The organism is Desulfacinum infernum DSM 9756, from assembly GCF_900129305.1.
Lineage (GTDB): Bacteria > Desulfobacterota > Syntrophobacteria > Syntrophobacterales > DSM-9756 > Desulfacinum > Desulfacinum infernum.
In genome coordinates this window covers 170034-196652 of record NZ_FQVB01000003.1, presented here as the reverse complement: position 1 = coordinate 196652, position 26619 = coordinate 170034, and the positions used below count along the sequence as shown (strand labels likewise).

Below are 26619 nucleotides of genomic sequence, written 5' to 3'. Positions count from 1 at the left end.
CTCGCGGTTGGAGGGTTATCGATCGAAGACGATCAGCTCTTCCAGGGGGCGACGGTGGGACGACTGCTTGGTGTGCGCCGGATGACCCACGGCCACCACGGCCATGAGCTCCAGGCGTTCCGGAAGTCCCAGGGCTTCCCGCACCTTTTCCTTGTTCTTGAGGATCTCGCCGATCCAGACGGCGCCGAGCCCCTGGGCATGGCAGGCCAGCAGAAGATTCTGAAGGGCCGCGCCCACGGCCTGGCAGTCCTTCACGTAATCGTAGGAGCTTTCCTTGTCGAGGAAGACGGGGATCAGCACGGCCGCGGCCTTCAGGGTGGCTGCATACCGAGTCAGGCCCGCCAGGGTGTTCCTGAGTTCCGGGTCCCAGACCAGGGCGAAGCGCCACGGCTGGTTGTTGAGGCCCGACGGGGCCCAGGAGGCCGCCCGGAGGGCTTCCATCACCTGGCCGCGCTCCACCGGAGCGTCCTGGAAATGGCGGACGCTCCGCCTTTCGTAGATGGCCTGCAGTACGGCGGGCTTTTCTTGCACTTGGGTCATGACCACTCCTCGGGGTATCTGTGGATAAGATGGAATTTATGGCCAAACGTGAGTCAGCCGAGTATATTCGTAAGGCATGACGGGGGTCAAGGAAGGGCGGACGAGTGGTGAGTGGTGAGTGGTGAGTGATGGGTGATGGGTGATGGGTGATGGGTGATGGGTGATGGGTGATGGGTGATGGGTGATGGGTGATGGGTGACGGGTGACGGCGGAGCGTGGACTGAAGGATTAAAGGATTAGAGGATTAAGGATTAGGGGCTGGGGGAGGGGCAGTTTGCGGGGAATCCGTCTACCACCCTCCTGGAAGGGGAAAGTGTCTAACGTTAGATGCATCACTCCTCACTCCTCACTCCTCACTCCTTACTCCTTACTCCTCACTTCTCACTTCTCACGGACAAGGGCTGTTTCATGGGAATTCGATTGGACTGGAACGAGGACGGCGCCGTATCCGTTGCCATTGAGGGCCGGCTGGATCTGGAGACGGTTCCCGGTATCCGCAAGGAGCTCCTGAAGGCCTTCAAGAAGCGACGGCCCACGGAGGTTGTGGTGGACCTGGAGGGAATCGGGCGCATGGACACGGCGGGCGTGGCGCTTCTGGTGGAACTTCGCAACCTGGTGAGCGGCAAAGGCGGATCCTGGCGCCTGGAGAGGGTGAGCGAATCCGTGATGAAAATGCTGGAGCTGGCCCGGCTGGACATTCTGGCCGACGCGGGAGCGGATCATGGCCGGAACTGATGCGCGCGCGATCATTGAAGTCAGGAATCTCAACAGCTTCTACGGCCAAAGGCAGGTTCTCAGGGACATCTCCTTCCACGTGCCGGCGGGGAAGGTGACCGTGATCATGGGGGTGAGCGGCTGCGGCAAGAGCACGCTGCTTCGCCACCTGATCGGCCTCAAGCCCACAGGTCCCGGACAGATCTTCGTGGACGGGAAGGATCTGGCCGCTTTCGATTCCCGGGAGATGGAAGCCTACCGAAAGCGGATCGGCGTGCTCTTCCAGGCCGGAGCCCTTTTCAATTCCATGACGGTGCAGGACAATATCGCCGTACCGCTCAGGGTGCACACGCGCCTTGCGGAACCCACCATCTCCATCATGGTGCGGATCAAGCTCCACCAGGTGGGCCTCACCCGGTTCGGAGACTACATGCCGTCCCAGTTGAGCGGCGGGATGCGAAAGAGAGCCGGGCTCGCACGGGCCCTGGCCATGGACCCGGAGATCCTCTTTGTGGACGAACCCTCTTCGGGGCTGGATCCCATCACCGCCGCCGGCCTGGACGACCTTATTTTAGAACTGCGGGAAGCCATGGGCATGACGCTCATCGTGGTGACCCACGAACTGGAAAGCGCCTTTCGCATTGCGGATCAGCTCATCGTGCTGGACCAGGGCCGGGTGCTGGCCGCCGGACCGCCCGAGTCCATCCGGGAAAGCCGGGACGAGCGGGTGGTCCAGTTCCTGAGCCGGCGGGCCGACGAAAGGGCCCGGGACCAGGAAGGGTACCTGGCGGAGCTCCTGGCTGCGGCGGGAGGCCGTGATCGTTCATGACATCCCGGACGCGGAAGGCGTACCGGGTTCAGGCGACGGAGGGACCCTTGGTGGAGCTTTTGAGAAGGCTGGGGCGGTGGGCGCTGGAGCATGTGCGGGGAACCGGCCGGGCGGGAATTTTTCTCATTTATGCCGTTCGGGGCATCGTTCGACGGCCCGGGAAGTTTCATAGTGTCCTTCGCCACGTGCACTTCATCGGCACCAAGTCCTTTTTCGTGATCGGCTTTACCGCCGCCTTCACGGGCATGGTGCTGGGACTCCAGGGCTACTACACCCTGTCCAAGTTCGGATCGGAAGGGCTCTTGGGGGCCGCCGTGGCTTTGAGCCTCATCCGGGAACTGGGTCCGGTTCTTTCGGCGCTCATGGTCACGGGACGAGCGGGTTCGGCCATCTGCGCCGAGATCGGCATCATGCGGATCGAGGAGCAGATCGACGCCCTGGAATGCATGGCCATCGATCCCCATGCCTACCTGATCACCCCCCGGCTGGTGGCCTCCCTGGTGGCCGTGCCGCTCCTGACGGCCTTTTTCGACGTGGTGGGCATCGTGGGAGGCTACCTGGTGGGGGTGTCGCTTCTGGGGGTGAATCCGGGCGCCTATCTGGACGGCATGCAAAGGAGCGTGGAATGGCTGGACGTCTACATGGGCATCGTCAAGTCCTTCCTGTTCGCCGTGCTCTTCGTCTGGATCTGCACCTACAAGGGCTATTACGCCGGTGTGGACCGGGGAAGCTTCGGCCCGGAAGACGTGGGCCGGGCCACCACGGATGCCGTGGTGGTCTCGTCGGTGGCCATTCTGGTGAGCGACTACGTGGCCACATCCATTTTGCTATGAGGCCGTGGGGGAGGGGTAGCGGAGGCCGTAAGCCTTCGACCGAGAACCGCAGACACTTGGAGGAATCAAGCCGATGAATCGGAACTCGTGGGGGTTGGAAGCCGGAGTGGGACTTTTCATCGTGATCGGTCTCGCCTGCGTGGCCTATCTGTCGCTGAACCTGGGGGACGTGCGCCTGTGGGGAAGCTCCGATTACGTAGTCCACGCCCGGTTTTCCAACGTTTCGGGCCTGAAGAAGAAGGCCGCGGTGACCATGGCGGGCGTGGAAATCGGGCAGGTGGAAGACATCCGCCTGGAAGGCGGGGAGGCGGTGGTGACCTTGAGGATCCAAAAAGACGTCAAGCTGGAAGAAGACGTCATTGCCGCCATCAAGACCATGGGCATCATCGGGGACAAGTACATCTCCATTACCGCCGGAGGATCGGACGTGTACATCGAACCGGGGGGATGGATCATGGATACCCAGCCGCCCCTGGATGTGGAGGATCTTCTGGGAAAGTACGTCTTCGGCCAGATCGGCGAAAACAAGTAGGCCATGGAGGATTCCCGAAGACGAAAAAAGCCGGCGCCCCCAAGGGGACGCCGGCTTTTTCTGTTTAGAACGTTGGAGAGAAAACTACTTCTTCATGTGCTTCATGAAAATGGATTCGCACTTGTTGGCCATGGCCTCGGCGCGGTCGGCAGCGGCTTCCGCGCGGCGGGCCGCGTCCTCACACTGCTGGGTCTTGTCCATCTGGGACTTTTCCAGGCTGTCCAGGCGCTGCATGATCTGATCCTGGTTGGCCTGAAGCTGCTTCACCGTGCTCTGGCTGGCGCAGCCGCCCAGCATGGACGCACAAAGAGCCACTACGAAGAACACCGCCAAAACCCTCTTCATAACCCTTTCCTCCTATTTTGGTTGACTGTTTCACCCTAATACCACTTACCCCTTGTGAGCGTGCAATGTTATCCAAGAAATATGGGGGAATCAAGAGGGATTTACGGCTCGGTGAGGGACCGTACCAGGCCTGTGGGGAGCTCACCGGCCGGTTTTGAGACGTTGGTGGGTACCCCGTTTTGGAGCTTGACGGCGAGAAAGTATCGTTCCCGGTCTATCTTTTCCGCAAGAGGAAAGGATTTGAGTTTTTCCTCCGCGTATTGCTCGTAATCTTCGATTCTTCGGTACACGTCGGGGTGGGCCTCCACGTAAATAGCGCCGTCCTTGACCCCCAGCTTGATGGGTTCGTAGATGATTTCCAGCCGGGTGCCCACGGGCACCTGGGGAAAGAGCAAGGCGATGTGTTCCGGGTAGCAGCGGATGCAGCCGTGGCTGACGAGACGACCCACCCCCCAGGGCATGTGGGTCCCGTGGATGCCGTAGGGGCCCAGGGAAAGCTTCAGGATGTATTCCCCCAGGGGATTCTCCGGGCCCGGGGGCATGGTCTTCCGGCCGTACTTTTCCTGGAGGGATTCGGGTATGTACCAGGTGGGGTTGGCTCGTTTTTCCGATATGCGGCAGACCCCCAGCGGAGTCTCCCAGCCTTCGTCCCCGATCCCGATGGGATAGGTCTGAACGGTCTTTTCCTTCTTGTTGAAAAAGTAGAGGCGAAGCTCCGGCAGGTTGATCACCAGCTCTTCGTGCTCGGTCGGGGGGAGCACCCACAGGGCCGGGATCATGAGCTGCTTCTGTTTGGGCGGCAGCCACGGGTCCAACCTGGGATAGAGGAGCACCATCTCATTGTAGCCCAACCCGTACAGGCGGGCGATGTCCAGCAAGGTCTCCTTGGGGCGCACCTGGTGCCAACGGGGAGCCCCCACCACGGTGAGGGTCTCCAAGTCGTAGGGATATTTCACAATGGCGACGGAAGGGTGTTGTGTTTCCGCCGCCGAAGAGGGAGTCCATGCCGCAAGGCATGTGAGAAGGACCGTGAAAAAGGCGGCTGCCGGGCCGCCTGCCGTTCTTTTCGCCGTCATGCGTCGTCTGCTCCATTCCAGTGGCAATCTGCGCTCCCAGCGTCTTTCGTCGGTGGTCAAATGGCGTGTTCCCCGAACCCCCATTACGGGGGCTGTGACAACGAAGTAGGGGCGAATGGTTATTCGCCCCTACCGCCTCCCGGGTCCGCCCGGGGGCGGTTCCGGTTCCCGTCGGATCCCGCGGGCTTCTGCAGCCTCCGTTTCCCCGACAGGTAGAAGAGAACGTCGTTTCGGCGCACCGTCTTCCTGTCCAGGCGGGACCACAAGATGGGTGCGTGGAGAGGGCGGTTCCAGCCGGTCCGGATCGCTTCCTCTTCGGTCAGAACCCAGTGGACCCCCACGTCCGTGCTCTTCATGGGCAGAGGGGGAACGATCTGGAAGGGTGCCACGATCGTGACGACCCGGGTGCCTTTCTTCAACCAGCCCAGTCCCGCCAGGCAGGCGACCTGGATGTCCAGGTGGCCGTGGCCGTCTCCCAGGCGGCTTCCGTCGCGGGCTGCGGCCAGGCTCGGGGTGAGGATGAGATCCACGCGGGGGCCTCGTGGGGAACCGTATTGGATGCGCCGGGCGAAGGGGTTGGACCGATGGGGAACGACGGCCTGGGGGCGTCTGTGGGGAGGCACCGCGGCCGGATCCACCAGGTAGAAGCCGTTCTGGAGCTGAGGGGTTGCCAGGATGAGGCGCTTGCCGTCCGTGAGGGCGTTCAGCGCGATTTGACGAAACGCCTGGACCGGAGGCATCAGCAGGCACCGGGCGGTCCGGTAGCAGGGCAGGCGCCGGAGTCTTTCCGCCGCCTTTCCCCACCGGGGCTGGGGGCTGCCTGCGAAGGCCTCCGTTTTCAGCAGCTCTTCGCGTATCTGTTCTTTTTGTCTCGAGATCGTGGTATCGTCCATGGGGTAGCCGGTTCCTGGGGCGGCGCCCGCCTTGAAGTTTTACAAAGGATTCTCTATAGATCAAAAGATTGCTGGAATGTCCAGACGTATCTTGGCAGATTCATCGAAGGATCTGAATTCGATTCAAGAACCGGGGAGGGAAGAAAAGATGACCCGCAAAGACTTTCGGCCCGAAAACGTCAAGAAGCGCTTTCCCGACAGCGTGGTGCCCCTGGTGAATGGAAAGGCGCTTTTGCAAGCCGCCAAGAAGCACAATGCCATGATCATGGCCACCAACATCCGGTGCCGGCTGCCCGTGGAAGGGATCGTGCGGGCATCCATGGCCACGGGCGCTCCGGTGATGTACGAGATCGCCAAGTCGGAACTCACCTACACGGAATTCACTCCGGCTTCCTTCGTGGATTTCATCGTGAAGGAAAACGAGCGGCTCGGAAACACCCGGGTGCCCTTCGCCGTCCACGGGGACCACATCACGGTGAAAAAGCCGGAGGAAAAGGAATCGGTGGCGGCCTTGATCGCCGAAGAGATGGAGGCCGGCTACACCTCCTTTGCCATCGACGCGTCCCACATGGAAAACGAACTCAACCTGGCGGCCACGGCCGAGCTGGCCCGGCCCATCGTGGAAGCGGGTCTGAGCCTGGAAGTGGAACTGGGCGAGATCGGAGCCAAGAGCGGCAGTGCAGAGGGTTTCACTCAGCCCGACGAAGCGGAATGGTTCATCCGGAACCTGGCGGAAAAGGGCGTCCATCCGGACCTTTTGGCCATCAACAACGGCTCCATCCACGGCACCTACTTCGGTACGGCCCAGGAAGGCATCCAGCTGGACCTCACCCTGGAGATCTGGAAGGCGATCCAGCCGTGGAACGTGGACATCGCCCAGCACGGCATCACGGGGACGTCGCTCGACAAGATCACGTCTTTTATCAACTACGGGATCCGGAAGGGCAACGTGGGCACCCTGTGGCAGAACGTGGCCTTCGGGTTTGCCATGAACCAGAACGGAAACGCCATCACCACCGAGGAGAAGGGATACGTGAAGCGGCCCTACCGGGGGATTCCCGACGAGCTGTGGCGGGAAATGTGGGCCTGGGCCGTGGAGACGGGAAACGTGGGCGGAAACATCAAGAAGGCCAACCTGCCGTTCGCGGGCAAGCTCAATGCCATCGGCGCGGAATACAAGGAACGGATCACGGCCCACGCCTACGAGGAAGCCGTGCGGCTCTTTGAGGCCACCCATTCCATCGGCCTGGCCGACGCGGTCTGGGAAGAGCTGGAGGCCATGACCAGGTAAGGGCACCATGCACTTCTGACGGGCAGCGTAAGTCGCGGCCCTATCTAAGGCGGGTGAACCCTTTGGGTAGGGGCGGGGTTTATCCCCGCCCGCGAACCGCGCGGTGACCCAAAAATTCCACAAGAAGATCGCTCGGCTTTGTGTGGAATAACTTTGCTTTCAGCATCTTGCAGGAATATCGGGAGTTCGAATCAACACCTGTAGGAGCACCATCACCTGTGGGAGCGGCGAAAGCCGCGAAAAGGATGGCCAGCCATTCCATGGCGGTGGGGCCGCCCGCGGCTCATCGAGCCTTGCGGCGCTCCCACAGGAAGGCAACGCCCCACATGGCTGAAAGAGTCATCCATGCGTAGGAAAAGACCCATCATTTGCGTTTATTCGCGGTTCTTTTTGGGGCCCTGCCGTGGTTCAGAATGAGCATCTGGTCAAATTGGCTGAAAAGATTCGCGATAAGGTGGCCCCGGAGGTCGTCGCCGGGATCTTTCGAAATCGCCTAGAGGATTTCCATCTCTTTTCTCGATATGTGGCCGCCTGGGTCCGTCAGACCTCATCAAACCGGTAGCCGAAAAGTTCGATATCCCGCCGAAAGTGACGGGCTACGAGTTCGGCCGTCTCGTCCGTGTAATAGGCCCTGTAGTCCCTCCGGTCCACGGCCTTCCTCTTGTGGGGTAACGCCGGCGCCCGGATTCCGATCCTCCGGCAGGCTTCGTTGAAATCCTCTTCCAGCCTTTCGTAACGTCCCACGAAATCCACGATCAGGCTTCCGTTCAAATCCACCAGGTAGTCCGACTGGCGCTCGATGGAGACATCGAAGTGGAAGACGTAGGGCCGTTGGGGGTCGAGCTTGTACTTGAGAAAGTCCTCGAAGGTTTCCAGGCCTTTCATGAGATGGGGCCGTTCCCGGCGGATGTGGTGAAAGGAGCTGACCTGGAGGTCCCAGGGGTTGCGCACGAAGGCGAACTTGAAAAGGCTTTCGAAGAAGTCGCGCGGCAGCATCTCCTGGGCGGCGATCACCTTGGCATGCCGCGGGAGTTTGCACGCCAGCCGGTGCCCCGACAGGGCGCTCAGGCGGCTGCAGACGAAGAGCGGGATTCGCCAGGGATCCTTCCACTTGTAGCCCCGCAGGGCCACCCGAACGCTGGTTCCCCCCGTCTTGGGGATATGCACGAAGAGAAACCTGTATTTGGGTGAAAGCAACACGGTTGTCATCCTTATGGAGCCGCCGTCTTCTCCGGCTCACATTCCTGAACTGGACGATTTTTTCTTTTTCCTCGGTCCCGACGGGCGGGCATAAAAGCCGCCCTACATCAAAAACGGATCGGCCGCTTGAATCGGAGCGGAGTCTCCCCCCACCCGCCCAAAAAACCGATCGACCATGTGCGTAGGGACCGAGTTCACCTACATCCATCCGTAGGGGCGGGGTTTATCCCCGCCCGCCGAACCCTCCACATCAGTTATTGTCCCAATGGCGTTGCAGCGGCGGCGCCGGATCGGCTGTGATGGTCAAGGCGCCTTTCCCAGTAGCACCTCCAGGTAGCGCCGGGCGCTGTTTTCCACCGTGTAGGGCGCCGCGGCCCGTTGCAACCGCTCCTTATCCGGCGGATGATCCAACATGTCAAGAATGGCCTGAGCCATGGCGTCGGGATCCCGCATGGGAACGAGAGGAGCCACGGCACCGTCCTGCAGGATTTCCCTGGGGCCGCTGGGACAATCCGTGGCCACCACTGGCGTGCCCAGGGCCAGCGCCTCGGTGAGGGCATTGGGAGATCCTTCCCAGATGGACGAGAGCACGAACACGGAAGCCCTCTTAAGATAGGGGTAGGGGTTGGGTGTGAAACCTGCGAAATCCACATCCGCCCGAATGCCCAATTGGGAGGCCAAGGACTCCAGGCTCGCCCGATCCCGTCCCTCCCCCAGAATGACGAGACGTGACGGGCGCCGCAAGCTCACGATGCGGAAGGCGTGGAGAAGGGTGGGAAAATCCTTCTGGCGTGTGAGCCGTCCCATGCCCACGATGACGGGCGGCCGGGTGGTGCCGAACCAAGGGTGAGCCAAGGGCGCGGCGGCCTGGCTGTGGATCGTGTCGTTGACTACGGGGTTGGGGATGGTGTGCAGTTTGTGTCCCGGGACGCCGGCCGTCGCCGCCAGGTCTTCCTCCACGCCGCTCGAAACGGCGATGACGGCGTCGGCCCGCGGATAGAGCAGGCGCATGGGGTAGAACCAGGCGGCTCGGCGCAACGTGGAGGCACCTTCAAGGGCGGCCGAGGTGGTGGTGCCCATGCGAAGGACGACGCGCGTGGGAACCCGGGCGATTATCCGTGCCAGCACCGCCGTCTGGTTGGCTCTGTCCTTGGCGGCCAACAGGGCGGCCGGCCGTCTGGCCTTGAGATAGCCCACCAGTTCCGGAAGGCTCTGGAAGGTGTGGGATGTGCGAAGGGACACATGGTGGACTCCGCCTTCAAGCCCAGACAAAAAAGAGCTTCGGGTCTTGACGGTGACCAGATCCACGGGCCCGTAGATGCGGGACAAGGCGTTGGCCAGGTTCAGCATCATGCGTTCCACGCCTCCGTGTCCGGAAAAGGACACAAAGAGCGCAATGGGACGCCGCTCCTTCGAACATCCCCGATCCATCCTCATGCAGGGTTCTCCCGGCCGCCGCCCATCGAGCACCCCGGATAGCCCAGCAGATGCAGATAGGCATCGGCGGCGCGACTCACGTGGAACTGCAAGGCGGCCTCCTGCAGGGCCTTTCGGGGGGGCGGCGAGTCCAAGACCCGCAGGATGGCTTCGGCCATGGCCTGATGGGCTCCCACGGGAACCAAGGGGCCGAGCCGACCCGCCTGCAGGATCTCCCGTGGACCGCTGGGACAGTCGGCCGACACCACAGGCGTTCCCAGCGAGAGCGCTTCCATGAGAACCACAGGGGATCCTTCGCATACCGAAGAGAGCACAAAGACCGACGCCCTGGCCATGTAGGCGTAGGGGTTGCCCACGAATCCCGGCAGCCACACGTGTTCGCTCACCCTCAAATCCTCGGCCAGACCGAGGAGCTCGTCCCTTTTCCTGCCCTTCCCCAGGATGACCAGCCGGCACTCGCGATCCTTTCTCACCTCCGCAAATGCCCTGATCAGCGTTGCGAAATCCTTGCGGGCGCACAATTCCCCTGCCCCCAGGACGATGGGGATCGACGGGTCCGAGAACCACGGGTGTTCCACGGGGGCTCCGGCCAGGGCATCCAGCTCGGGGGAGACCACCGGGCTGGGAACGGTGCGGACGAAGCCGTCGCGGAACCCTCCGATTCTGACCAAATCGGCCGCTGCGCCCTCAGATGGAACGATGACGGCATGGGCCCTGGAATAGAGACGCCGGATGGAAAAAACCTGGGCTTGTCGGTGCAGGGGGCCGCGCCGTTCCAGGTTCTTGGAAACCGTCGTGCCCACGCGCAGGACCAGCCTGCCCCGGTAGCCGGCCAATCGGGACGCCACAACGGCGGCCCGGTTGACCCGGTCCTTGTCGCAGAGGAGGGCCGACGGCTTCCGGGTTCGGAGGTACCATGCCAGGCGCGGAATGCAGGAATTCACGTGCCTGGCTCCCAAAGGAACCCGCCGAACGGATTCGGGCAGCCGGTCGAAGTGAGGGCCGTGACCTTCCACCTGCAGGAGGTCCACCGCGATGGAGCGCCGTCCCAGTTCTCCCACCAGGTTTTTCATGATGCGGTCCACGCCGCTGTGCCCCGATGTGGCCAGGAAGAGGGCAAGGCGCCAGGAACGGTCGGGGGTTTTCATGGGACGACTCCTTCCACGAGCCCCAGCGTCTCGGCATAGCGCCGCACAGCCTTCTGCGTGCGAAACGGTTCCACGGCTTCCTTGAGCACTTCCCGGGGCAGGGGAGACTCAAGCACCTCGGCCATCGCCCGGGCCATGGTCTTCGCATCGCCCACGGGCACCAAAGGGCCGTAACGGCCGTTCGCCAGAATCTCCCTGGGTCCGGAGCCACAATCGGCCGCAACGGCAGGGACGCCCAACGCCAAAGCTTCAATGAGGACGTTCGGCGAGCCTTCCCATGCAGATGAAAGGACGAAAAGATCCGATCGGACCAGATAGGCGAAGGGATTGTCGACAAAACCCGGCATGGAGACGTCTTTGATGATTCCTAGGCGCTCGGCCTCCTGGGCAAGCACGGCCCGCTGCTTGCCATCGCCGAGGATCAAAAGCCGACAGGGCCGTTCCCGCCTCAGCAGCGCGAAGGCCCGCAGCAGGGTGAGGAAGTCTTTCTGGGGGGCCAGGCGCCCGACGGCCGTGATCACGGGAACCTTTTTGTCCGCGATCCAGGGGTGGGAAACCGGCATGCGGGCACGGGAATAGATCGCGTCGTCCACCGTGGGATTGGGCAAAAGGGCGATCCTTCCGGGGTGGAGGCCCGTTTCATCCACGATGTCTTTCAGTACGTCTCCGGAGTTGGCGATGATGGTATCGGCCCTTCGGTAACAATAACGGATGAACCCGCGGCGAATCCATCTTTTGAGCCAGGACCGTCTTCCCAACGCCACGGAGATGGGCATGCCCACCCGCACGGCCGTACGGGTGGAATTCCGGGCCCACTGTTTGGCCAGAATGAGGGCGCGAACCGCGGGCTCCCTGTTGGCCAGGATCACCTGCGGCTCCCTTGCTTTCATGTAGGCCGCCAGGGGGGGAATGCTGGCCAGTCCCGGCTTGGCCTTCAGAGGTCTTCGGACGATGCGGGGGTCCAGGAGGGACAGTTCCGGTATGTCCTCCTTGTTGAGAAGGATCTCCGTCTCCAGGCCCAGCCGGGCGAAGCCGTTCATGAGGTGGATCATGACGTGGCTGATTCCCCCCGGACCTCCACGGAATCCGATGAAGGCGACGGGGCCGTGGTTCGGTTTGAGCTTGCTCATGGACCATCCGTTTGTCTTGGATCCGGGATGACGATCCTCTCCATGCCTGCGGGGAGGAAGACCGGATTCACGGTCGGGAGGTCCTCCGCCTGGCAAAGGGTCCTATTCAAAACCCAGTGCTTTCAGGTAGCCTTGCGCGGCTTGCTCGTCCGTGTATCGTCCCGTCGCTCGAATCAGGGGTTCGGGGGACGGCTTGCTCCGGAGGGTTTCCAGGATGGCCTCGGTCATGGCCGGGACGTCGTCCACCGGTACCAGCCGCCCCAAACGCCCGTCTTCCAGGATTTCCCTGGGGCCGACGGGGCAATCCGTGGAAACCACGGGGGTCCCGAAGGCCATGGCTTCCACGAGCACGTTGCCGAATCCCTCCCACCGGCTGCTTAGGACGAAAGCATCTGCATGTCGCATGAACGGATAGGGATTGTCAACAAATCCGGGCATGGAAACGGACTCTCGAAGACCCAACCGGTCGATGAGCAGCTCCAGTTCCGGCCTTTGGGGGCCTTCACCGAGGATGATGAGGCGGCCATTTCCATTCCGGACCACTCCGGCGAAGGCCTCCAGGAGGGTGTCGAATCCTTTCTGCTTGTCTAGCCTTCCCGCGGACACCACAACCGGGACGGTCTTGTCCTTCAGCCAGGGATGATTCGCCTCGTGTCGGGCAAGATCCATGACCTCCCGGGTGACGACGGGGTTGTGCACCACGTGGATCTTGTGTCCGGGCACCTGGAAGTTTTCGTGCAGATCGACGGCAATACCCTTGGACACTGCCAGGAAACCGTCGTTTTCCCCATACCATCGTTGGATGAGCCGTTCCTTCTTTCGGACTTTGTGCCGGTCCAGGCCTTCATGATAGAGCTTGTGAGTCAACAGGCCGTGGACGCTGGCGTAGATGCGGCAGGAAACGCCGGCCAACCTCCTGGCCCTGTGAGCCACCACATTCACCCGCAGCTTCTCGCAGACGACCGCCCTGGGCCTTCTTCGCCGCAGGTAGGTGGCAAAAAGTGGAATACCGAGCAAGCCATGGGAGGAGTGGACGGGATGGACCCGCACACCCTTGTCCAGTTGTCCCACGTAAGGTCCCGAAAGGTCCCCCAGCACGAGATCCACCCGGTATCCACGCCTGACCAGAGCCCTGGTCAGGTGGATGCGCATCTTGCCTATGCCTCCGGACCCCAGGCGAGCCAAGAAAAAGCAAATGTGCGGGACATCCTGAGATCGTCGCCGAAACAGGGGCATCGTACGCTCCGTTTATCCGAGTCCCAAGGCTTCCAGATAAGCATCGGTGCTCTTTTCGACCGTGAATTTAGCGGCGGCCCGCATGAGGCTTTCGCTCTCGGGGGGATTCGCCAGCGTTTCCTCGACGGCGGCGGCCAGTTTGTCGGGATCGCCCACCGGAACCAGCCTGCCCCATCGGCCGTCTTCCAGAATCTCCCGCGGCCCCACGGGGCAATCTGTGGAAACAACGGGTGTTCCCACCGCCATGGCCTCCACGAGAACGTTGCCGAATCCTTCCCACCTGGAAGAGAGCACGAACACGTCGGCGCGGGCCAGGTACTTGTAGGGGTTGGCTTTGAAACCCGTCAAATCGAGAGCATGGGAGATACCCAAGTCCTTGGCCAAGCTCAGGAGTGCGTGGTAGTGCTTTCCGTGATCTCCCAGCACCAGCAGCCGGCAATCCATGCGATCGAGAATGCGGCGAAACGCCATGAAGAGGGTTGGAAAGTCCTTCTGTTCGGTCATGCGCCCGGCCGTGATGAGCACGGGAATCTTTTCCTCGAAGAAGGGATGGTGGGCCGCATCCGCGGCCAGCCGCGGGATGTCCCGACGGATCACCGGGTTATGGATCACCTGGACACGGTCTTCCGGAATCCCGAAGTTTCGGACCAGCTCGTCCGCCACACCCCGGGAAACCGCCACGAACTTTTCATTACGAAGGGAACACTTCAGCAGTCTCTTCCGGAAGCCGTCCTTCTTTGACGGACTCAGACCATCCATCTTCACCGACAACGGATTGTGAAAGCTGAGCAGGACCTTCACCGGGACCCGGGCAAGACTCCGGGCCCTGAGCACCGCCGTATTGAGCCTCAGACGGTCGGTGACCACAGCCGTCGGCCTTCTCGCCCGCAGATACCCGCAAAGACCGTAGAGGCTCCAGATGCCGTGAGTCGTAACCACGGTGGAAAGGGTGACCTCCTTCGGGAGGGCGGCCAGCAGGGGGCTCGACGTGTCCGAAACGACCAGATCCACGGGAATTCCGCGCCGCACCATTTCCTCCATGAGGTGGAGCCGCATTTTGCCGATGCCCCCGGTGCTCAGTCCGGGTGTATAGAAGGTGATGGGACCCATGGATGTTACGCCTCTCTCGTTTTGTATCTTTCGGTCGGCCTCACCGGCCCGGCTCGCTCCCGGGGGAGCACAGAAAGGCGGCCTCGGGCGTTCCGAACACGAAAACCACTCGCCGTTCGTCCTTCATGGTGGTGATCAGCCTGTAGAGGGACATGGGCGGGGGTTCCGCCGTTTTCTTGTTGGGGAACTTCAGCAGGATCAAATCCCGCTTGGTTCTTTGAGCCAGTTTCTCAACGGTGGAATAGTCCTTGTCCTCCGGATCGAAATGCCAATAGGGAGCGTCCTTCCTGTTCTTATAGTCGAAAGGAATGCCCGCCGAAAGCGGTATCCGGTAGTCGTTTCCGAGTATCTTAAGATTCCGGCACGGGCTTTGTCTCAGCCATTGGCCGGCTTTCGCCGACACCAGGTCGGGCTTTTCCACGGTCTTGGGAAGCTTTGAGAGAGGCAAAATCGCGAGCATGAGCACCACCGACCATTTGAAGAGACGGCGGAAGTCAGCGGGGGGCTTCCATGCCAGGATCAAGGAGATTCCATGGCCCACCCACGGATACAAGAGAAAGGCGCATGTCCACACAAATCTCTCACCGGTACAATCCTTCTTGATCAGCTGAATGTAGAGCAACAAGAAGTAGGCAAGCCAGAGTGAGAGCGTGTACCCCTGGTAAAGGTTCTTCCGAGCGGACCGCAGACCAACCGCCAAGGGGATGAGAGAAACAGGATAGAGGGTCCTTGCGACGGTTTGAATCAGCCCGATGAGGTAGATGAGCCAAAGGAAGTGTCTCGCGATCTCCCCGAAATTCTGATCCTGAGTTGGCAACGGTCCCAGCGATTCCATGCCTCGGAGATGTTCGTAAATGATCTTGTATTGGTCCAGGAACTTGAGGTGCCAGATTTCCAGCGCCATCCTCTTGAGGTCGTCCATGCGATTGATCCACAGGGACTGTGGGGACACGTGCCAGACATGAAACAGGGCGGCCGCAGGCACCAACACCCACACGGCGGACAGGAGGACGGGCCTTCCCCGGAACCGCTTGTCCTTGAGAGCCAGTCCCATCACGCTCAACGGAAAAAAAGGGATCAGCAGGGCTCCTTCGACCCGGAAGGCGGCGGGAAGGATGCTCAACAGGAATGCCGCCGCGAGGCGTGTAGTCGATGGGTGCTCCAGGGCCCTCAACATGGCCCGGAGCGCCCACGCAAAAAAAAGGAGATGGCCGGGGCCCCTGTAGATCAGGGTGGACATCTCGTTTCCAAACGGCTGCAGGGTGAAGGCGAGACAGGCAAAGAAGGCCGCCCGGCATCCGAACCACCCTTGGGTGATCTTGTAGAGCGGAATCTGGGCCAGCACAATGAACACGGAAGAGAGAATCCGCCCCGACAGCGCCCAGTCCGGGATCAGCAGGTGGACTCCGGCCATCAGGGCCGGAAGTACGGGCATGGGGTAGATCCTCAAGGACCCTTCCAGATTGCCCGAAGCAAGCTCCTGCGCGGCCCGTATGTATCGGATGCCGTCCGCGTTGGGGGTCTTGTCCAGGGTGACGATCAGCAGGGCAAGCTTCAACAGGCAGGAGAGGCCCAATATCACGTAGAGGCCGTCGGGGCTGTCCAGCCAGGCGAGTCGGCGGTTCCGCCTCCGGGGACCTTCTTCATGGTTACCGAAATAGGTGGATTTCTTCATCATGTCTCAGAATGCTAATGCTGATGGATCTCGATTATGATCATAATTTACCGTGTCGATTGTTCGATGATCCTTCTATACTTTGATTGTATTGTAAAATTCTTCATGAAAAATTCCTTGGCGGTGCGCCCGATGGACAGAAGGTCTTCCTTGCGGGACGATTCAATCGCATGAACCCAGGCATCCGTGTCTTGCGGCGGTAGGAGAACCGATGTGTCTTCTGAGAGTATTTCACGTATCTCGGGATAGTCGGATGCAAATATCGCCTTGCCCTGGGCCATGTAGTCGAAAGCTTTCATGGGAGAAGTATATAGGGTATCTGATGGGTTGGCGGAATGGGGCTGATTGGGAAGCAGGCAGATGTCCATCGCCTCTATGTAGGAAGGGACCTCAGCCGGTGGAATGTATCCGTGGAAATGGACATTCCCGCCGGGCATTTGAGATCGCCACGAGGAGACGCTCTCCTGGTCTCCTCCGATGATGTGAAAGTCGTGGTGCGGCAACCTACGGGCCAAGTCCCTGACCACGGTCATGCCTTTCTGATGCTGCAACTTTCCCACATACCCGATGTTCCATCCCGGTGTCGTCTTGGACAGAGGCACGGGCGGAGGTGTCTGTTCCAAGGGGGCCCGTCCGCTCGGAAGGGCGACAATCCGGTCGGGGGAGAGGCCTGGAAGATTCTGGGCGAGATAGTGGTGCCTCAGCCGGTGACTCACGGTTACGAACAGCTTCATGTGGGCGCTGCTCAGAAGCTTTTCGATCTGTTTTCTTTTTTTCTTGATGGGACTGTGGAGTTCACACACGGTGTTGAATCCAGCAAGGCATGTATATCTGGCTGATCGCAGGTAGCGGCAGATCACCAGGTCCGGCCTGAAGCCATGCAATTTCATCAGGCAACGCCACGAAAAATAGTGGCGGCCCCCGAGGCCCTGCCACGCTGGCAGTGGCTGGACGGAAAAGGTGGGCGGGACGCCGTAATGCGAGAAACAGTTGGTGACCGTGTCCAGCTTGAGTGGATGTCGGGAGGGGACCAGCAGGAGAACCTCGTGGCCCATTTCACCCATGGCGCTGCAGGCCCGCACAACATTGAGGCTTCCGGCCGTATTGGAGGGAAAACCCAGGTAAGCGATGTAGGCGATCCTCAGTTTCAACTCGTCCACTCCACCCATTCTTTCCATGGGGTCAGTCCATGCAGGTAAACAGCGTATTTTGCAGCTTTTCTGCGTAGGATTGGAATCGGAAGTTCTCCCGGCACACCTTCTGAGCTTCTTCGCTCATTTGCTTGTAGGTGTCGGGGTCTTCAACGAGACAACGAACGGCCGCGGCCAATGCTTCCGGATCCGGGAAGCGAAGCTCGGAAAGTGTGTCCGTAAGAGGGTCATAGGCAAAAGGCGGCAGTCCTTCCCTGACGCCTCCGTATCGAGGGTATTGGGACACGGGCAGGAGAGGGTCCACGAGAAGTCCCGTTCGGCCGTGCACGACCACTTCCCCTAGGCCGTCGATCCGGGAGGCGATGACGGGAATCCCATGGGCCATGGCTTCCACACAAACGAGCCCGAAAGGTTCTCGAAGCGAGGGACAGAGAAAGATGTCGATGGAGGAAAAGAACGGATTGATGTTCTCTTGGAATCCCCAGAAATGAACCTGTTTCTCGACCCCCAGTTCATGCGCGAGGCTCTGGAGTCGATGTCGTTCGCTTCCCGTCCCCGCCATGTGCAGTTCCGGAAAGATCCCGCTCCGCTTGAGTCGGGCAAGCGCATGGAAGATCAGGGGAAACCCCTTGACGGGTTCCAACCTCCCGGCGATCCCCAGCCGAACGGGTCGACCGACGGGAAGTTCCCTGGGCCCACCAGGGCTCGGAACGCACCCGGGACGGACGGCGTTGAGGCACACGCGGGTTTTCCCGCCGTAGCGTTCCCCCCAGCGGAGTTCGATCACCCTCTTGGCGGCGCGGGAGTTGGCGATGATGGCGCGGAACCGGCCGAGAGCTTTTCTCATCACGGCCGCGTCGTTTTTGTACCAAGAGGCACCATGTTCATAATAGACCGCCGGGGCTTGGATCGTTTCCATCCCGTACAACAGGATTCCGGTGGGTGTGTTCCAAAACAACACGGCATGGGGGCGGATCCGCTGGAAGATCCTGCGCGTGTTTTTCGCTCGCAGAAAGCGGGGATGAGCGGGAAGAGGAAGCCGGCCCCACCTTTTGAGACTCTGGATGGATGAGGATCCGGCGGAAATGGGTGCCGCAAGGGGGCGGGCAATCTTGGGGCGCGGCAGGATGGTGTGGTGCCTGACGGGTGCGGACAGTGGCGTGTTGATCAGTTCGGCGTAACAACGTTCAACACCGCCCACCTTCCGGAGGCTGACAAAGTGTGCAATGTCCACGAACTCTTTTTCGTCGCTCATCCGGCTCTGTCCTTGCTCTTTCCCGTGAATCTGTGGATCTTGCCCTCTTCAAGGTCAGGAGGCGATCTCTTTGTAAAGGGCTGCGTACCGGGCCACCATGGCCTCGGGACTGAAGCGCTCGAGGGCCCACCGTCGGCCCGCTTCGCCCATTTGCCGGCGTTTTTCCGGATCCCCCAGGAGGGCGTTGACCGCCCCGGCCAGGCCCTCCACATCGCCCGGTTCCACAAGCAAACCATTGAAACGGTCCCGCACGACCTCCGGAATACCGCCTGCTCTGCAGGCCACAACGGCTTTTCCTGCCGCGGCCGCCTGAATCAAGGAGACGCCGAGCCCTTCCATGCTCGCCGGATGAACGACCAGGTCCAGGCACGGAAGGATGCGGGGAAGATCGTGCCTGAATCCGGGAAAACGAAAGCATGAGCCGAGCCCCCGGTTTTCGCATTCCTGGCGCACCGATGGAAGAAGGGGGCCCTTACCGAACAGCAGGAATCGGGCGGTCGGGAAAGACTCGAGGATCATAGGAGCCGCCTGAAGCAGCATGTGATGCCCTTTGCGGGGAATGAACTGTGCAATCATCCCCACGGCCAGATGGTCCGGTTCCAGGTGAAATCGGCGTAGAAAACCATCCCGGGCGCATTGGCCGGCGAATTCCCCTGTTGGCACGGCACTGGGAATCAGAGCGAGTTTCCGGGAGGGCACTCCCTGCTCTTCAAGGATCTTCGTTATGGCGGAGGAGATGGCCACAACCCTCCGGTAGCACCGGTACTTGAGGCGAACGATGGCGGGGGGCTCCGGGTTGTCGACCCGCCTGGTGATCATGGCGGGAATGCCGAGAGCTCCGGCGACGGCTCCCCCCCACCAGTCGGCTCCCCGCCGACTGTGCACGTGGACCCAGTGGGGCCTGCCGGATCGGATCGCGCGCAGGATCTCGAGCGGCAGTCGGGGATCCAGGTCTCCACCCATGCGAACGGGGTGAGTTCGGGCATACGAGGCGGCCTGGGATAGGATGGCGCTGTCGTGCGGGGCCACGAGAATGTTTTCCATGCCAAGATCCGCCAGGCCCTTCAAAAGGAGCAGCACCTGGTAGGCGCCGCCATACAAATGGCGGCCCGTTTCCACGTGAAGGATGCGCATGGCTTCAGCCCCCTGACCCTACAAGCTCTTTGGCGTTTTCGACGACTTCCTCCACCGTGATGGACCGCATGCAAGGATAGCTGGACCCGCACACGGGGCTGCGCTTGCAGGGTGAGCAGGCCAGGGGGTGGTATAGCACCCGGCTTCGGGTTCCGTCGGTGAAAAGGTAGGGGCACGTGGCTCCGAAAAGGGCGATCGCCGGGCGACACTGGACCATGGCCATATGCGTGAGGCCCGTGTCGACCCCGATCGTGAGGGAAGCCCCTGTCACAATGGCGAAGCTCTCCAGGAGGTTGCTCTTGCCGCACATCACGTGGACCCTTCCGCTGCAGAGGCTCTGGATCCGTTTTGCCGATGGCCGGTCCGCCGGTCCGCCAAGAAGGATGACTTCGAGGCCCAGATCATCTCGCAGGATGTCGGCCACACGGGCCCACCGATCTTCCAGCCAGTGTTTCTGGGGTCTGGTGGTGAAAGGCGCCAGGACGCAATAGGGCCCGCGCATGTTCTCCCTTTCGAGGAGGTTACGGGCCCTTTCCATGGCGCTTTCACCGATGGGGAACGCACAACCCGGGCGGGCCGGACCCACGCCGAGGACGTCCAGGATGTAATGGTATTCGGATCCGATGTGCTTGGTGGAGGGGCCTCTGTCGATGATGTGGGTCATGAGTCCCAGAGGGGGTTCCTTGGACCGGAAGCCCACGCGAAGGGGAGCTCCGGAAAGCCGGGCGAGAAAGCGGCTGCGAAGCAAACCCTGGATGTCCAGCACCAGGTCCGGCCGCTTTGAGGCAAGTTCCTCGCGGAAGGCTCGGACCTTCCGGATGAGAGCCGGAAATCGCCCCTTCTTGATCAGGCGGTTCCATTCCTGCTTCGGCCAGACGATAACGCCGTCCAGATCGGGATGGTGGGCGAGGAGATCGGCCATGGCCGGTTCCGCAACCCAGTGGATGCGCGCCTGAGGAAAGGCGCCTCGAAGGCGGGGCAGCATGGGAGACGCCATGACGATGTCTCCGATGGCGCTCGGGCGGATCACGAGGATGCTCTCGGGCCGTCCACACTGGATCCTCACCGGTCTAGTCTCCCGGATGACAGCAGGCTCTGATAAAGGGATTCGTAGGACTCCACGATGGCTCGTACGCTGTACCGCTCCCGCACCAGCTGCAGACCCTTGCGCCCCGTCTCCCGCAGGACATCTTCCGAAGAGTTGACGACAAGATCCAGGAGCGAAGCCATTTTGGCGGGTTCCGCCACCTCGACGAGAAAGCCGTTTTCGTTTGGTTGGATGAGCTCAAGGGCCCCGGGAGTCCTGGTCGCCACCACCGGAAGTCCGTAGCTCCAGGCTTCCAGGATGACGTTTCCGAGGGTTTCATGGCGGGACGGGCAAATGAACAGGTGCGCCAGGTTGTAGACGATGGCGGGGTTGTCCTGCCATCCCACGAAACGCACATGCGGTTCGATGTTCAACCGTCTTGCCGCCTCCCGCAGGCGGGGCCCCATGGGCCCGTCCCCTGCGATGACCCACACAACCGGCCGAACCTTGGAGGGTTGGGGGCGCAGGGAGATGGCCTTGAGAAGGTCCTGAAAGCCTTTCAAGGGAATGAATCGGCCCAAGCTTGCGATCACGAAGGCATCCTCGGGGATGTCCCAGCGCTGTCGGAATTGAGACAGCTCATCTTCGGCGATCCTCTCGGGAGGATCCACGAAGTTGCCGATATGAAAAACCCTGGATGCGGGCAGGCCTTCCCTGATCAGGTAGTCGCACACGCCCCTTGTGTTTCCAACCCAGGCGTCCGCATGGCGATAATAGCCGTCGATCTTGTAGAAGCCTCCCAGCCGTGCAACGTGGATGGCGGGCGAACGCTTCGGAAGTCTCGTCAGCCGCGTGGCTCTTCCCATGTAGGTTTGAATCACGGGATAGCGGTGAGTTTCCACGAGGCGCCTTATTTGCCACATGGAATAGACATCGAAGCCGTTGATCATGGGCACGGGCCTCTGGGGCACCACGTCTTTCAGGGCCTGGTGCACGGGGCTTCCCGGTCTGTTTACGGCCAGTACCCGGTGTCCCTTGCCCGCCAGCGCCCTGACCAGTCTTACGTAGAATCTGTCCGCCCCGCCGAACTGCCGGCTGCCGATCACATGAACGGAGCCTTCGCAGCGCCGGGGGGGTTCTTTTTCTTGTTCTTTATATGAAGCTTCCATAGGTAGCCGATGAGACTGTCGCCGTAGGAAACGGCCTTTCTCGGAAGGAGAAACAAGCTGTCTTCCCCCGTTGCCGCTCCACGGATGCATGTGAGTCCGCTTTCGTAGCCGGCTTCCCGCACCAAGTCCGCGACCCGCTGATCGAAATCCCCGTAGGGATAGCAGAAATGGACGACTGGAGTTCCCAACACGGATTCCAGGATCGCCTTGCTGTCCGTTATTTCCCTTTGGGCTTCAGAGACGGCCAGTCGGCTCAATCTTGGATGGGTGACGGTGTGCGAGCCGATCTCAATACCGCCCGCCCGGATCTCCAGCAGCTGGTCCGGTTCCATCAGAGGAGCGCCCTGCCTTCCATCCTCGTCGATCCATCGGGCGTTGGTCCCGATAAGCCCCGCAACCATGAAGACGGTCGCCGGAAAACCGAGCTCACGGAGCACGGGATAGGCGTGTTCATAAAAGTTCCGATACCCGTCGTCGAAGGTCAGGACCACGCTGTGGCTTGGCAGGGGTATTTCCCCCTTGAGACCTCTCAGTGCCTCGGTGAGGCTGATTACATGGTAGCCCGCCCGTTTGAGCCACGCCATTTGGGTGCGAAAGCGGCGCACATGACAAAAAGTCGCCCGGTGGGCGGCCGGGCGACGAAAAATACCAACCTGATGGTACATGAGAATGGAAATGCGCGGTATCGAACCCATTATTGAACCAGTTTCCAACTTCCGTTGACCACCTGAACAATCACCAGCGAATCGGTACCTAAACCATTGTGGTCCTCGGGTGTCAAGTTGTAAATGCCGCTGATGCCCACGTAGCCCCGGGTCTGCTCGATGGCGCTCCGGAGGGCGTCCCGGTCCGTGCCCACCTGGCGCATGGCGTTGGCCAGCATCATGATGGCGTCCCAGGCGTAGCCGCTGTGCGTGTTGATGGGGTATTGGCTGTCGTATTGGTACACGTCCCTGTAGAGGTGGATGAATTCCTGGATGACCGCCTTCTGGGGGTCGGTGTCCGGAAGCTGGTCGGCCACCATGAGCTTGGTGGACGGCATGAGGCTGCCTTCGGCGGCTTCACCGGCCAGCTCCACGTACTTGGGATCGGGCTGCCCGTGGCACTGGAAGAGCGGGATGGTCATGGCCAGCTGCTTCACGTTCTTGGCCACCCGGGCGCCGGCGGGGCCGATGGTCCAGCAGATGAGCACCTGGGCCGGGCCGGACTTGATCTTCACCAGTTGGGCGGTCATGTCCGTGTCGCTCACCCCGAAGGCCTCTTCGGCCACGATTTCGATGCCGTATTCCGGAGCCAGCCTTTTGAGCCAGCCCAGACCGTCACGGCCGAAGCCGTCGGTGGCGTGGAGCAGGGCCACCTTGGTCCAGCCCTTCTCCTTGAGATAGCCGTAGATCTTTCGCACCGCCACGGACGTCCGCTGCGGGGTCTTGAAGGTCCAGGTGAACGGGCCGAACTTTCCTCCCGCGATCACGGGATCGCCCCCCACGGTCATGATGGTGGGGATCTTGGCCTTTTCCGTATAGGCCTTGACGGCCATGCCCGTTCCGGTCCGCGTGGGGCCGATGAGCGCCGTCACCTGGTCCTTTTCCACCAGGCGCTTGGCCACCATGAGCGCCTTGGTGGGATCGCCTTCCGTGTCTCCGATCACCAGTTCCAGGGGCCTGCCGTTGATGCCGCCTTCCTTGTTGATCTTGTCCACCACCATCTCGGCCACCAGCTTGGTGGGTGTTCCGATGGACGAGGCGGGCCCGGAAAGGTCGAAGAAGGCGCCGATCTTGATGGGTTCCATCGCCCACGCGGGCGAAAATCCCAGACAGATCGCGACCAGAACGGCCGCCGCCGCGGTGAGGGCTTTCCGTGCACTTCCACGTTCTTTCATGGCAACCTCCTTGTGGCGTTAGACGTTAGGCGCCGTTCCCGTTGCGCTGCGCACCGAAGCAAAACGACGCGAATGACCGGCTATCCTGCTATGGGGATCGGAGCTGTAGGGGCGAATAGTCATTCGCCCCTACAGCCGGCGAACCCGGAACGTCCAGAGCCATGTCTCAATGGATGATGTGGCCTCTGCGTCTTGACAGCGGTTTTCCTGCCTCACTCTTCGCGGATGCGGTGGTCGAAGACCCGCTTGCTCTTGCGTTCCGTCCGCGGCAGGGACCCGTAGTCCACCACGTCCACATTGGCGCGGACCAGGATCTGGCGCCGGATTTCCGTGGCGATCCGTTCCTTCAGTTCGTCGTCTCCTTCCGGGGATCGACCCCGGGCCCGTTCCACCCGGATGATCATCATGTCCCGGCCGTCCTCCCGGTGGTGGAGATGGACCTGGTATTCGCTTCCGACACCGGGCATCTGGGAAAGCACGTGGTCGATCTGGCCCGGGTAGATGTTGACGGCCCGGAAGATGAACATGTCGTCCGAGCGGCCCAGCAGGTGGTCGTGACGCGGCAGTGGGTTGCCGCAGGGACACGGCTCGGGAAGAAGCCGGGTGAGGTCCCGGGTGCGGTAGCGGATGAGCGGCGCCGCCTCCTTTCGGAGGGTGGTCACCACCATCTCGCCCAGCTCGCCGGGGGCCACCGGCTCCAGGGTTTCCGGGTTCAGGATTTCCAGGATGTAGTAGTCCGCCCAGTAGTGGATGCCCTGGTGGGCGGTGCATTCCAGGCCCGTGCCGGGTCCGTACAGTTCGGTGAGGCCGGGGATGTCGAAGATGTGTTCCGCTCCCGTGATGTCCTGGATGCGCTGGCGCATGCGGCGGCTGTGGCGTTCGGCGCCGAAGATGATCTTTTTCAGGGCGATCTTGTCCCGAAGGCCCCGCCTTTCGATCTCCTCGGCCATGAGCAGAGCCATGGAGGCCGTGGCGCAGAAGACCGTGGACTGCATGTCCACCAGCATCTGGCAGTGGATTTCCGTGTTGGCCGGGCCCACCGGGACGGCCATGGCCCCGAACCGCTCGCAGCCCAGCTGGAATCCCACCCCGGCGGTCCACAGCCCGTAGCCCACGGCGATCTGCACCCGGTCTTCCCGGGTGAGGCCCGCCATCTCGAAGCAACGGGCGAACATCATGGCCCAGTCGTCGATATCCTTTTGGGTGTAACACAGGACCTTCCGCTTGCCGGTGGTTCCGGACGAGGCGTGGATGCGCACGATTTTTTCGAAGGGCACGGCCCGGAGCGGGAAGGGGTAGCCCGCCTGCAGGTCGTCGGCCGTGGTGAAGGGCAGGCGCCGCAGGTCGTCCAGCGAGCGGATCTTTTCGGGGGTCACGCCCGCCGCGTCCAGGCGCTGCCGGTAGAAGGGCGAATGGTGGTAGGCGTGGCTCACGGTCCACTGGAGGCCCTGCAGCTGAAGGCTTTCCAGGTCCTCGAGGCTGGACCGCACCGGCATGAAACTCACACTCATGGGGTGGCTCCTTTCGTGCTTACACTTTTTCTCGAAAGACGGTCTTGAATGTCAATCCTTCCTGGGGCATCCGGTCGGCGGAAACCTCCTGCACCCGCACACCCAGGCCCAGCTCGCGTCGAAGGCGGCTTCGGATCTCTTCCAGGCGGTTGCCGCGCGTTTCATGGGCCTGCCCGGATCCTCCCCGGCGACAGATGAGCACCTCCAGGGTGTCTCCCAATCCGTACCGGGTGCCCACCACCAGGCGGTAGTCGGCGATGAGCGGATCCACGGCCTGAAGGATCTTGCCCACCCGCTCGGGGTAGATGGGAATCCCGCGTACGCTCACTCTGTTGTCCGTTCTTCGGATCACGGGGGATAGCCGCAGCGTGGCCTGGCCGCAGGGACACGGTCCCGGGTCCCGCCGCACCACATCGCCCGTCCGGTATCGGATCAGCGGGTAGGCTTCCGCGGAAAGCGTGGTCACCACCAGCTCGCCTTCCTCTCCCGCTTCCACGGGAAGTCCCGTGGCCGGGTTCACCACCTCCAGAAGGAAGTGGTCTTCGGCCGCATGAAAGCCGTTCTGTTGGGGGCACTCGCCGGCCAGGCCCGGCTCCACCATTTCGGAGACGCCGTACAGCCCGTAGACGGGGATGCCCAGAGTCGAACGGATTCGCTGCTTCAGGCGTTCCGGCGTGGGATCGGGGCCGAGGATCATGAGGTTCAGGTTCAGTTCGTGGCGTTCCCGGCCGCCGTATGCGTCGGCTTCCAGGGTGTCCATGAGGTGCAGGGCGAAAGACGGGGTGGTGGCGAGCACCGTGGAGCGGAAGTCCCGCATGATCTGGAGCTGCAGGCGCGCGGACACGGTGGCCGACGGCGCCAAGGTGGCTCCGATGGCCTCCGCCGCGTGATTGAAGGTGAAGGCGCCGGGAAAGAGGCTGTAGTTGAAGGCCACCTGCACGATGTCCCGGTCCGTGATGCCCAGCCTGCGAAAAAGGCGGGCCATGAGCGATTGCCACAGGGTCACATCCCGGCGCGTGAATCCGACGACAATGGGCCGGCCGTCCCGGCTGGTGGCGATCTTGAGGCGCACCACGCTCTTGAGCGGCACGGCGAAAAGGCCGTAGGGGTAATGGTCCGCCAGGTCCTCGCTGGTGGTGAAGGGAAACCGGCGCAGGTCCTCTTCGGTTTCCACGTCTTCGGGGACCATGCCCAGGGAATCCATGCGGGCCCGGTAGAAATCCACGTTCAAGTAGGCCCGGTTGAGGGTCATCTGGAGGCGCTCCAATTGGAGCTGTCGCAACGCCTCCCGGCCGTTCGTTTCCCGTTCCATCCCGTCCATGGCCTTCCTCCGACCCCGAGGACCCTATCCGGGTCTGTTGTTCGCCGCCACCGAATGGGAGGCTGCCCAAAAGCGCTTAGTGGGCGGGGATAAACCCCGCCCCTACTTACCTTCCAACCATTGCCTGATGAAGGAACCGCACCCCCTTAACGCCCAACGCCCAACGCCTAACCCCTAACCCCT

General features: G+C 61.7%; 25 protein-coding genes. 5 read left to right on the top strand and 20 right to left on the bottom strand.

The window, feature by feature from the left end; genetic code table 11:
- Nucleotides 1-15: 15 nt before the first annotated feature.
- Nucleotides 16-540, bottom strand: a complete 525-nt coding sequence (locus tag BUB04_RS00885) for a nitroreductase family protein (protein ID WP_073036036.1) — start codon at nucleotides 538-540, stop codon at nucleotides 16-18.
- A 408-nt stretch (nucleotides 541-948) separates the two neighbouring features.
- On the opposite strand from BUB04_RS00885, the gene BUB04_RS00880 reads away from it, so the two are divergent.
- The 4 genes from BUB04_RS00880 (at nucleotide 949) to mlaD (ending at nucleotide 3448) form a co-directional block, all read left to right on the top strand.
- Nucleotides 949-1275 (top strand): STAS domain-containing protein, encoded by a 327-nt coding sequence (locus BUB04_RS00880; RefSeq protein ID WP_073036034.1) that lies wholly within the window; start codon nucleotides 949-951, stop codon nucleotides 1273-1275.
- Nucleotides 1262-2083, top strand: a complete 822-nt coding sequence (locus BUB04_RS00875) for an ABC transporter ATP-binding protein (RefSeq protein WP_073036032.1) — start codon at nucleotides 1262-1264, stop codon at nucleotides 2081-2083. The genes BUB04_RS00880 and BUB04_RS00875 overlap by 14 nt, the downstream gene beginning before the upstream one ends.
- Nucleotides 2080-2916, top strand: a complete 837-nt coding sequence (locus BUB04_RS00870; RefSeq protein ID WP_084075820.1) for an MlaE family ABC transporter permease — start codon at nucleotides 2080-2082, stop codon at nucleotides 2914-2916. The genes BUB04_RS00875 and BUB04_RS00870 overlap by 4 nt, the downstream gene beginning before the upstream one ends.
- Before the next feature lie 73 nt (nucleotides 2917-2989).
- Nucleotides 2990-3448: an outer membrane lipid asymmetry maintenance protein MlaD gene (mlaD, locus tag BUB04_RS00865; protein ID WP_073036030.1), complete on the top strand. Its 459-nt coding sequence runs from the start codon at nucleotides 2990-2992 to the stop codon at nucleotides 3446-3448.
- Nucleotides 3449-3532: 84 nt separating this feature from the next.
- Here mlaD and BUB04_RS00860 read toward each other — a convergent pair whose 3' ends face one another.
- From BUB04_RS00860 to BUB04_RS00850, 3 genes are all read right to left on the bottom strand, one after another.
- Nucleotides 3533-3793 carry a hypothetical protein gene (locus BUB04_RS00860; protein ID WP_073036029.1) on the bottom strand — a complete coding sequence of 87 codons (261 nt, stop codon included), beginning with the start codon at nucleotides 3791-3793 and terminating at the stop codon, nucleotides 3533-3535.
- A 101-nt stretch (nucleotides 3794-3894) separates the two neighbouring features.
- Nucleotides 3895-4869 (bottom strand): L,D-transpeptidase family protein, encoded by a 975-nt coding sequence (locus BUB04_RS00855; protein WP_178371865.1) that lies wholly within the window; start codon nucleotides 4867-4869, stop codon nucleotides 3895-3897.
- Between the two features lie 119 nt (nucleotides 4870-4988).
- Nucleotides 4989-5762, bottom strand: a complete 774-nt coding sequence (locus BUB04_RS00850; protein ID WP_073036027.1) for a 5-formyltetrahydrofolate cyclo-ligase — start codon at nucleotides 5760-5762, stop codon at nucleotides 4989-4991.
- A 148-nt stretch (nucleotides 5763-5910) separates the two neighbouring features.
- Between BUB04_RS00850 and BUB04_RS00845 the strand changes: the two genes are divergently transcribed.
- Nucleotides 5911-7053 carry a class II fructose-bisphosphate aldolase gene (locus BUB04_RS00845; protein WP_178371864.1) on the top strand — a complete coding sequence of 381 codons (1143 nt, stop codon included), beginning with the start codon at nucleotides 5911-5913 and terminating at the stop codon, nucleotides 7051-7053.
- A 540-nt stretch (nucleotides 7054-7593) separates the two neighbouring features.
- Here the strand turns inward: BUB04_RS00845 and BUB04_RS00840 are convergent.
- From BUB04_RS00840 to BUB04_RS00765, 16 genes are all read right to left on the bottom strand, one after another.
- Nucleotides 7594-8253 (bottom strand): sulfotransferase family 2 domain-containing protein, encoded by a 660-nt coding sequence (locus BUB04_RS00840; RefSeq protein WP_073036024.1) that lies wholly within the window; start codon nucleotides 8251-8253, stop codon nucleotides 7594-7596.
- A gap of 303 nt (nucleotides 8254-8556) precedes the next feature.
- On the bottom strand, nucleotides 8557-9690 hold the full coding sequence (locus tag BUB04_RS00835; RefSeq protein ID WP_218588338.1) for a glycosyltransferase: 1134 nt from the start codon (nucleotides 9688-9690) through the stop codon (nucleotides 8557-8559).
- Entirely contained in the window at nucleotides 9687-10838 is a 1152-nt protein-coding gene (locus BUB04_RS00830; RefSeq protein ID WP_073036022.1) for a glycosyltransferase, read from the bottom strand. The genes BUB04_RS00835 and BUB04_RS00830 overlap by 4 nt, the downstream gene beginning before the upstream one ends.
- Entirely contained in the window at nucleotides 10835-11968 is a 1134-nt protein-coding gene (locus BUB04_RS00825) for a glycosyltransferase (protein WP_073036020.1), read from the bottom strand. The genes BUB04_RS00830 and BUB04_RS00825 overlap by 4 nt, the downstream gene beginning before the upstream one ends.
- Nucleotides 11969-12070: 102 nt before the next feature.
- Nucleotides 12071-13204, bottom strand: a complete 1134-nt coding sequence (locus BUB04_RS00820; protein ID WP_073036018.1) for a glycosyltransferase — start codon at nucleotides 13202-13204, stop codon at nucleotides 12071-12073.
- Between the two features lie 12 nt (nucleotides 13205-13216).
- Nucleotides 13217-14314 carry a glycosyltransferase gene (locus tag BUB04_RS00815; protein ID WP_073036016.1) on the bottom strand — a complete coding sequence of 366 codons (1098 nt, stop codon included), beginning with the start codon at nucleotides 14312-14314 and terminating at the stop codon, nucleotides 13217-13219.
- A gap of 40 nt (nucleotides 14315-14354) precedes the next feature.
- A complete protein-coding gene (locus BUB04_RS00810) occupies nucleotides 14355-15992 on the bottom strand; it encodes a glycosyltransferase family protein (RefSeq protein ID WP_073036014.1) in 1638 nt (545 codons plus the stop codon).
- A 44-nt stretch (nucleotides 15993-16036) separates the two neighbouring features.
- The gene (locus BUB04_RS00805; protein WP_073036011.1) at nucleotides 16037-17167 is read right to left on the bottom strand and encodes a glycosyltransferase; all 1131 of its coding nucleotides are present in this window, start codon (nucleotides 17165-17167) and stop codon (nucleotides 16037-16039) included.
- A gap of 4 nt (nucleotides 17168-17171) precedes the next feature.
- A complete protein-coding gene (locus tag BUB04_RS00800; protein WP_073036009.1) occupies nucleotides 17172-18395 on the bottom strand; it encodes a glycosyltransferase family 4 protein in 1224 nt (407 codons plus the stop codon).
- 54 nt (nucleotides 18396-18449) lie between these two features.
- The gene (locus BUB04_RS00795) at nucleotides 18450-19529 is read right to left on the bottom strand and encodes a glycosyltransferase family 4 protein (RefSeq protein WP_073036007.1); all 1080 of its coding nucleotides are present in this window, start codon (nucleotides 19527-19529) and stop codon (nucleotides 18450-18452) included.
- Nucleotides 19530-19533: 4 nt separating this feature from the next.
- Complete coding sequence (locus BUB04_RS00790) at nucleotides 19534-20595, bottom strand: glycosyltransferase family 9 protein (protein ID WP_084075814.1); 1062 nt, start codon at nucleotides 20593-20595, stop codon at nucleotides 19534-19536.
- Nucleotides 20592-21662, bottom strand: coding sequence for a glycosyltransferase (locus BUB04_RS00785; RefSeq protein ID WP_178371862.1), 1071 nt, complete (start codon nucleotides 21660-21662; stop codon nucleotides 20592-20594). Before BUB04_RS00785 ends, BUB04_RS00790 begins: the two co-directional genes overlap by 4 nt.
- Entirely contained in the window at nucleotides 21659-22420 is a 762-nt protein-coding gene (locus BUB04_RS00780; protein WP_073036005.1) for a polysaccharide deacetylase family protein, read from the bottom strand. Before BUB04_RS00780 ends, BUB04_RS00785 begins: the two co-directional genes overlap by 4 nt.
- On the bottom strand, nucleotides 22420-23604 hold the full coding sequence (locus tag BUB04_RS00775; RefSeq protein ID WP_073036003.1) for an ABC transporter substrate-binding protein: 1185 nt from the start codon (nucleotides 23602-23604) through the stop codon (nucleotides 22420-22422). Before BUB04_RS00775 ends, BUB04_RS00780 begins: the two co-directional genes overlap by 1 nt.
- A gap of 212 nt (nucleotides 23605-23816) precedes the next feature.
- Nucleotides 23817-25115: a phenylacetate--CoA ligase family protein gene (locus BUB04_RS00770; RefSeq protein ID WP_073036001.1), complete on the bottom strand. Its 1299-nt coding sequence runs from the start codon at nucleotides 25113-25115 to the stop codon at nucleotides 23817-23819.
- Between the two features lie 19 nt (nucleotides 25116-25134).
- A complete protein-coding gene (locus BUB04_RS00765; protein ID WP_073035999.1) occupies nucleotides 25135-26436 on the bottom strand; it encodes a phenylacetate--CoA ligase family protein in 1302 nt (433 codons plus the stop codon).
- Nucleotides 26437-26619 lie beyond the last annotated feature (183 nt).

Excerpts from the sequence above, each read along its gene's own strand:
- BUB04_RS00885 (WP_073036036.1), bottom strand. The coding sequence starts at position 540 with ATGACCCAAGTGCAAGAAAAGCCCGCCGTACTGCAGGCCATCTACGAA.
- BUB04_RS00880 (WP_073036034.1), top strand. The coding sequence starts at position 949 with ATGGGAATTCGATTGGACTGGAACGAGGACGGCGCCGTATCCGTTGCC.
- BUB04_RS00875 (WP_073036032.1), top strand. The coding sequence starts at position 1,262 with ATGGCCGGAACTGATGCGCGCGCGATCATTGAAGTCAGGAATCTCAAC.
- BUB04_RS00870 (WP_084075820.1), top strand. The coding sequence starts at position 2,080 with ATGACATCCCGGACGCGGAAGGCGTACCGGGTTCAGGCGACGGAGGGA.
- mlaD (WP_073036030.1), top strand. The coding sequence starts at position 2,990 with ATGAATCGGAACTCGTGGGGGTTGGAAGCCGGAGTGGGACTTTTCATC.
- BUB04_RS00860 (WP_073036029.1), bottom strand. The coding sequence starts at position 3,793 with ATGAAGAGGGTTTTGGCGGTGTTCTTCGTAGTGGCTCTTTGTGCGTCC.
- BUB04_RS00855 (WP_178371865.1), bottom strand. The coding sequence starts at position 4,869 with ATGACGGCGAAAAGAACGGCAGGCGGCCCGGCAGCCGCCTTTTTCACG.
- BUB04_RS00850 (WP_073036027.1), bottom strand. The coding sequence starts at position 5,762 with ATGGACGATACCACGATCTCGAGACAAAAAGAACAGATACGCGAAGAG.
- BUB04_RS00845 (WP_178371864.1), top strand. The coding sequence starts at position 5,911 with ATGACCCGCAAAGACTTTCGGCCCGAAAACGTCAAGAAGCGCTTTCCC.
- BUB04_RS00835 (WP_218588338.1), bottom strand. The coding sequence starts at position 9,690 with ATGAGGATGGATCGGGGATGTTCGAAGGAGCGGCGTCCCATTGCGCTC.
- BUB04_RS00830 (WP_073036022.1), bottom strand. The coding sequence starts at position 10,838 with ATGAAAACCCCCGACCGTTCCTGGCGCCTTGCCCTCTTCCTGGCCACA.
- BUB04_RS00825 (WP_073036020.1), bottom strand. The coding sequence starts at position 11,968 with ATGAGCAAGCTCAAACCGAACCACGGCCCCGTCGCCTTCATCGGATTC.
- BUB04_RS00820 (WP_073036018.1), bottom strand. The coding sequence starts at position 13,204 with ATGCCCCTGTTTCGGCGACGATCTCAGGATGTCCCGCACATTTGCTTT.
- BUB04_RS00815 (WP_073036016.1), bottom strand. The coding sequence starts at position 14,314 with ATGGGTCCCATCACCTTCTATACACCCGGACTGAGCACCGGGGGCATC.
- BUB04_RS00810 (WP_073036014.1), bottom strand. The coding sequence starts at position 15,992 with ATGATGAAGAAATCCACCTATTTCGGTAACCATGAAGAAGGTCCCCGG.
- BUB04_RS00805 (WP_073036011.1), bottom strand. The coding sequence starts at position 17,167 with ATGGAAAGAATGGGTGGAGTGGACGAGTTGAAACTGAGGATCGCCTAC.
- BUB04_RS00800 (WP_073036009.1), bottom strand. The coding sequence starts at position 18,395 with ATGAGCGACGAAAAAGAGTTCGTGGACATTGCACACTTTGTCAGCCTC.
- BUB04_RS00795 (WP_073036007.1), bottom strand. The coding sequence starts at position 19,529 with ATGCGCATCCTTCACGTGGAAACGGGCCGCCATTTGTATGGCGGCGCC.
- BUB04_RS00780 (WP_073036005.1), bottom strand. The coding sequence starts at position 22,420 with ATGGGTTCGATACCGCGCATTTCCATTCTCATGTACCATCAGGTTGGT.
- BUB04_RS00775 (WP_073036003.1), bottom strand. The coding sequence starts at position 23,604 with ATGAAAGAACGTGGAAGTGCACGGAAAGCCCTCACCGCGGCGGCGGCC.
- BUB04_RS00770 (WP_073036001.1), bottom strand. The coding sequence starts at position 25,115 with ATGAGTGTGAGTTTCATGCCGGTGCGGTCCAGCCTCGAGGACCTGGAA.
- BUB04_RS00765 (WP_073035999.1), bottom strand. The coding sequence starts at position 26,436 with ATGGACGGGATGGAACGGGAAACGAACGGCCGGGAGGCGTTGCGACAG.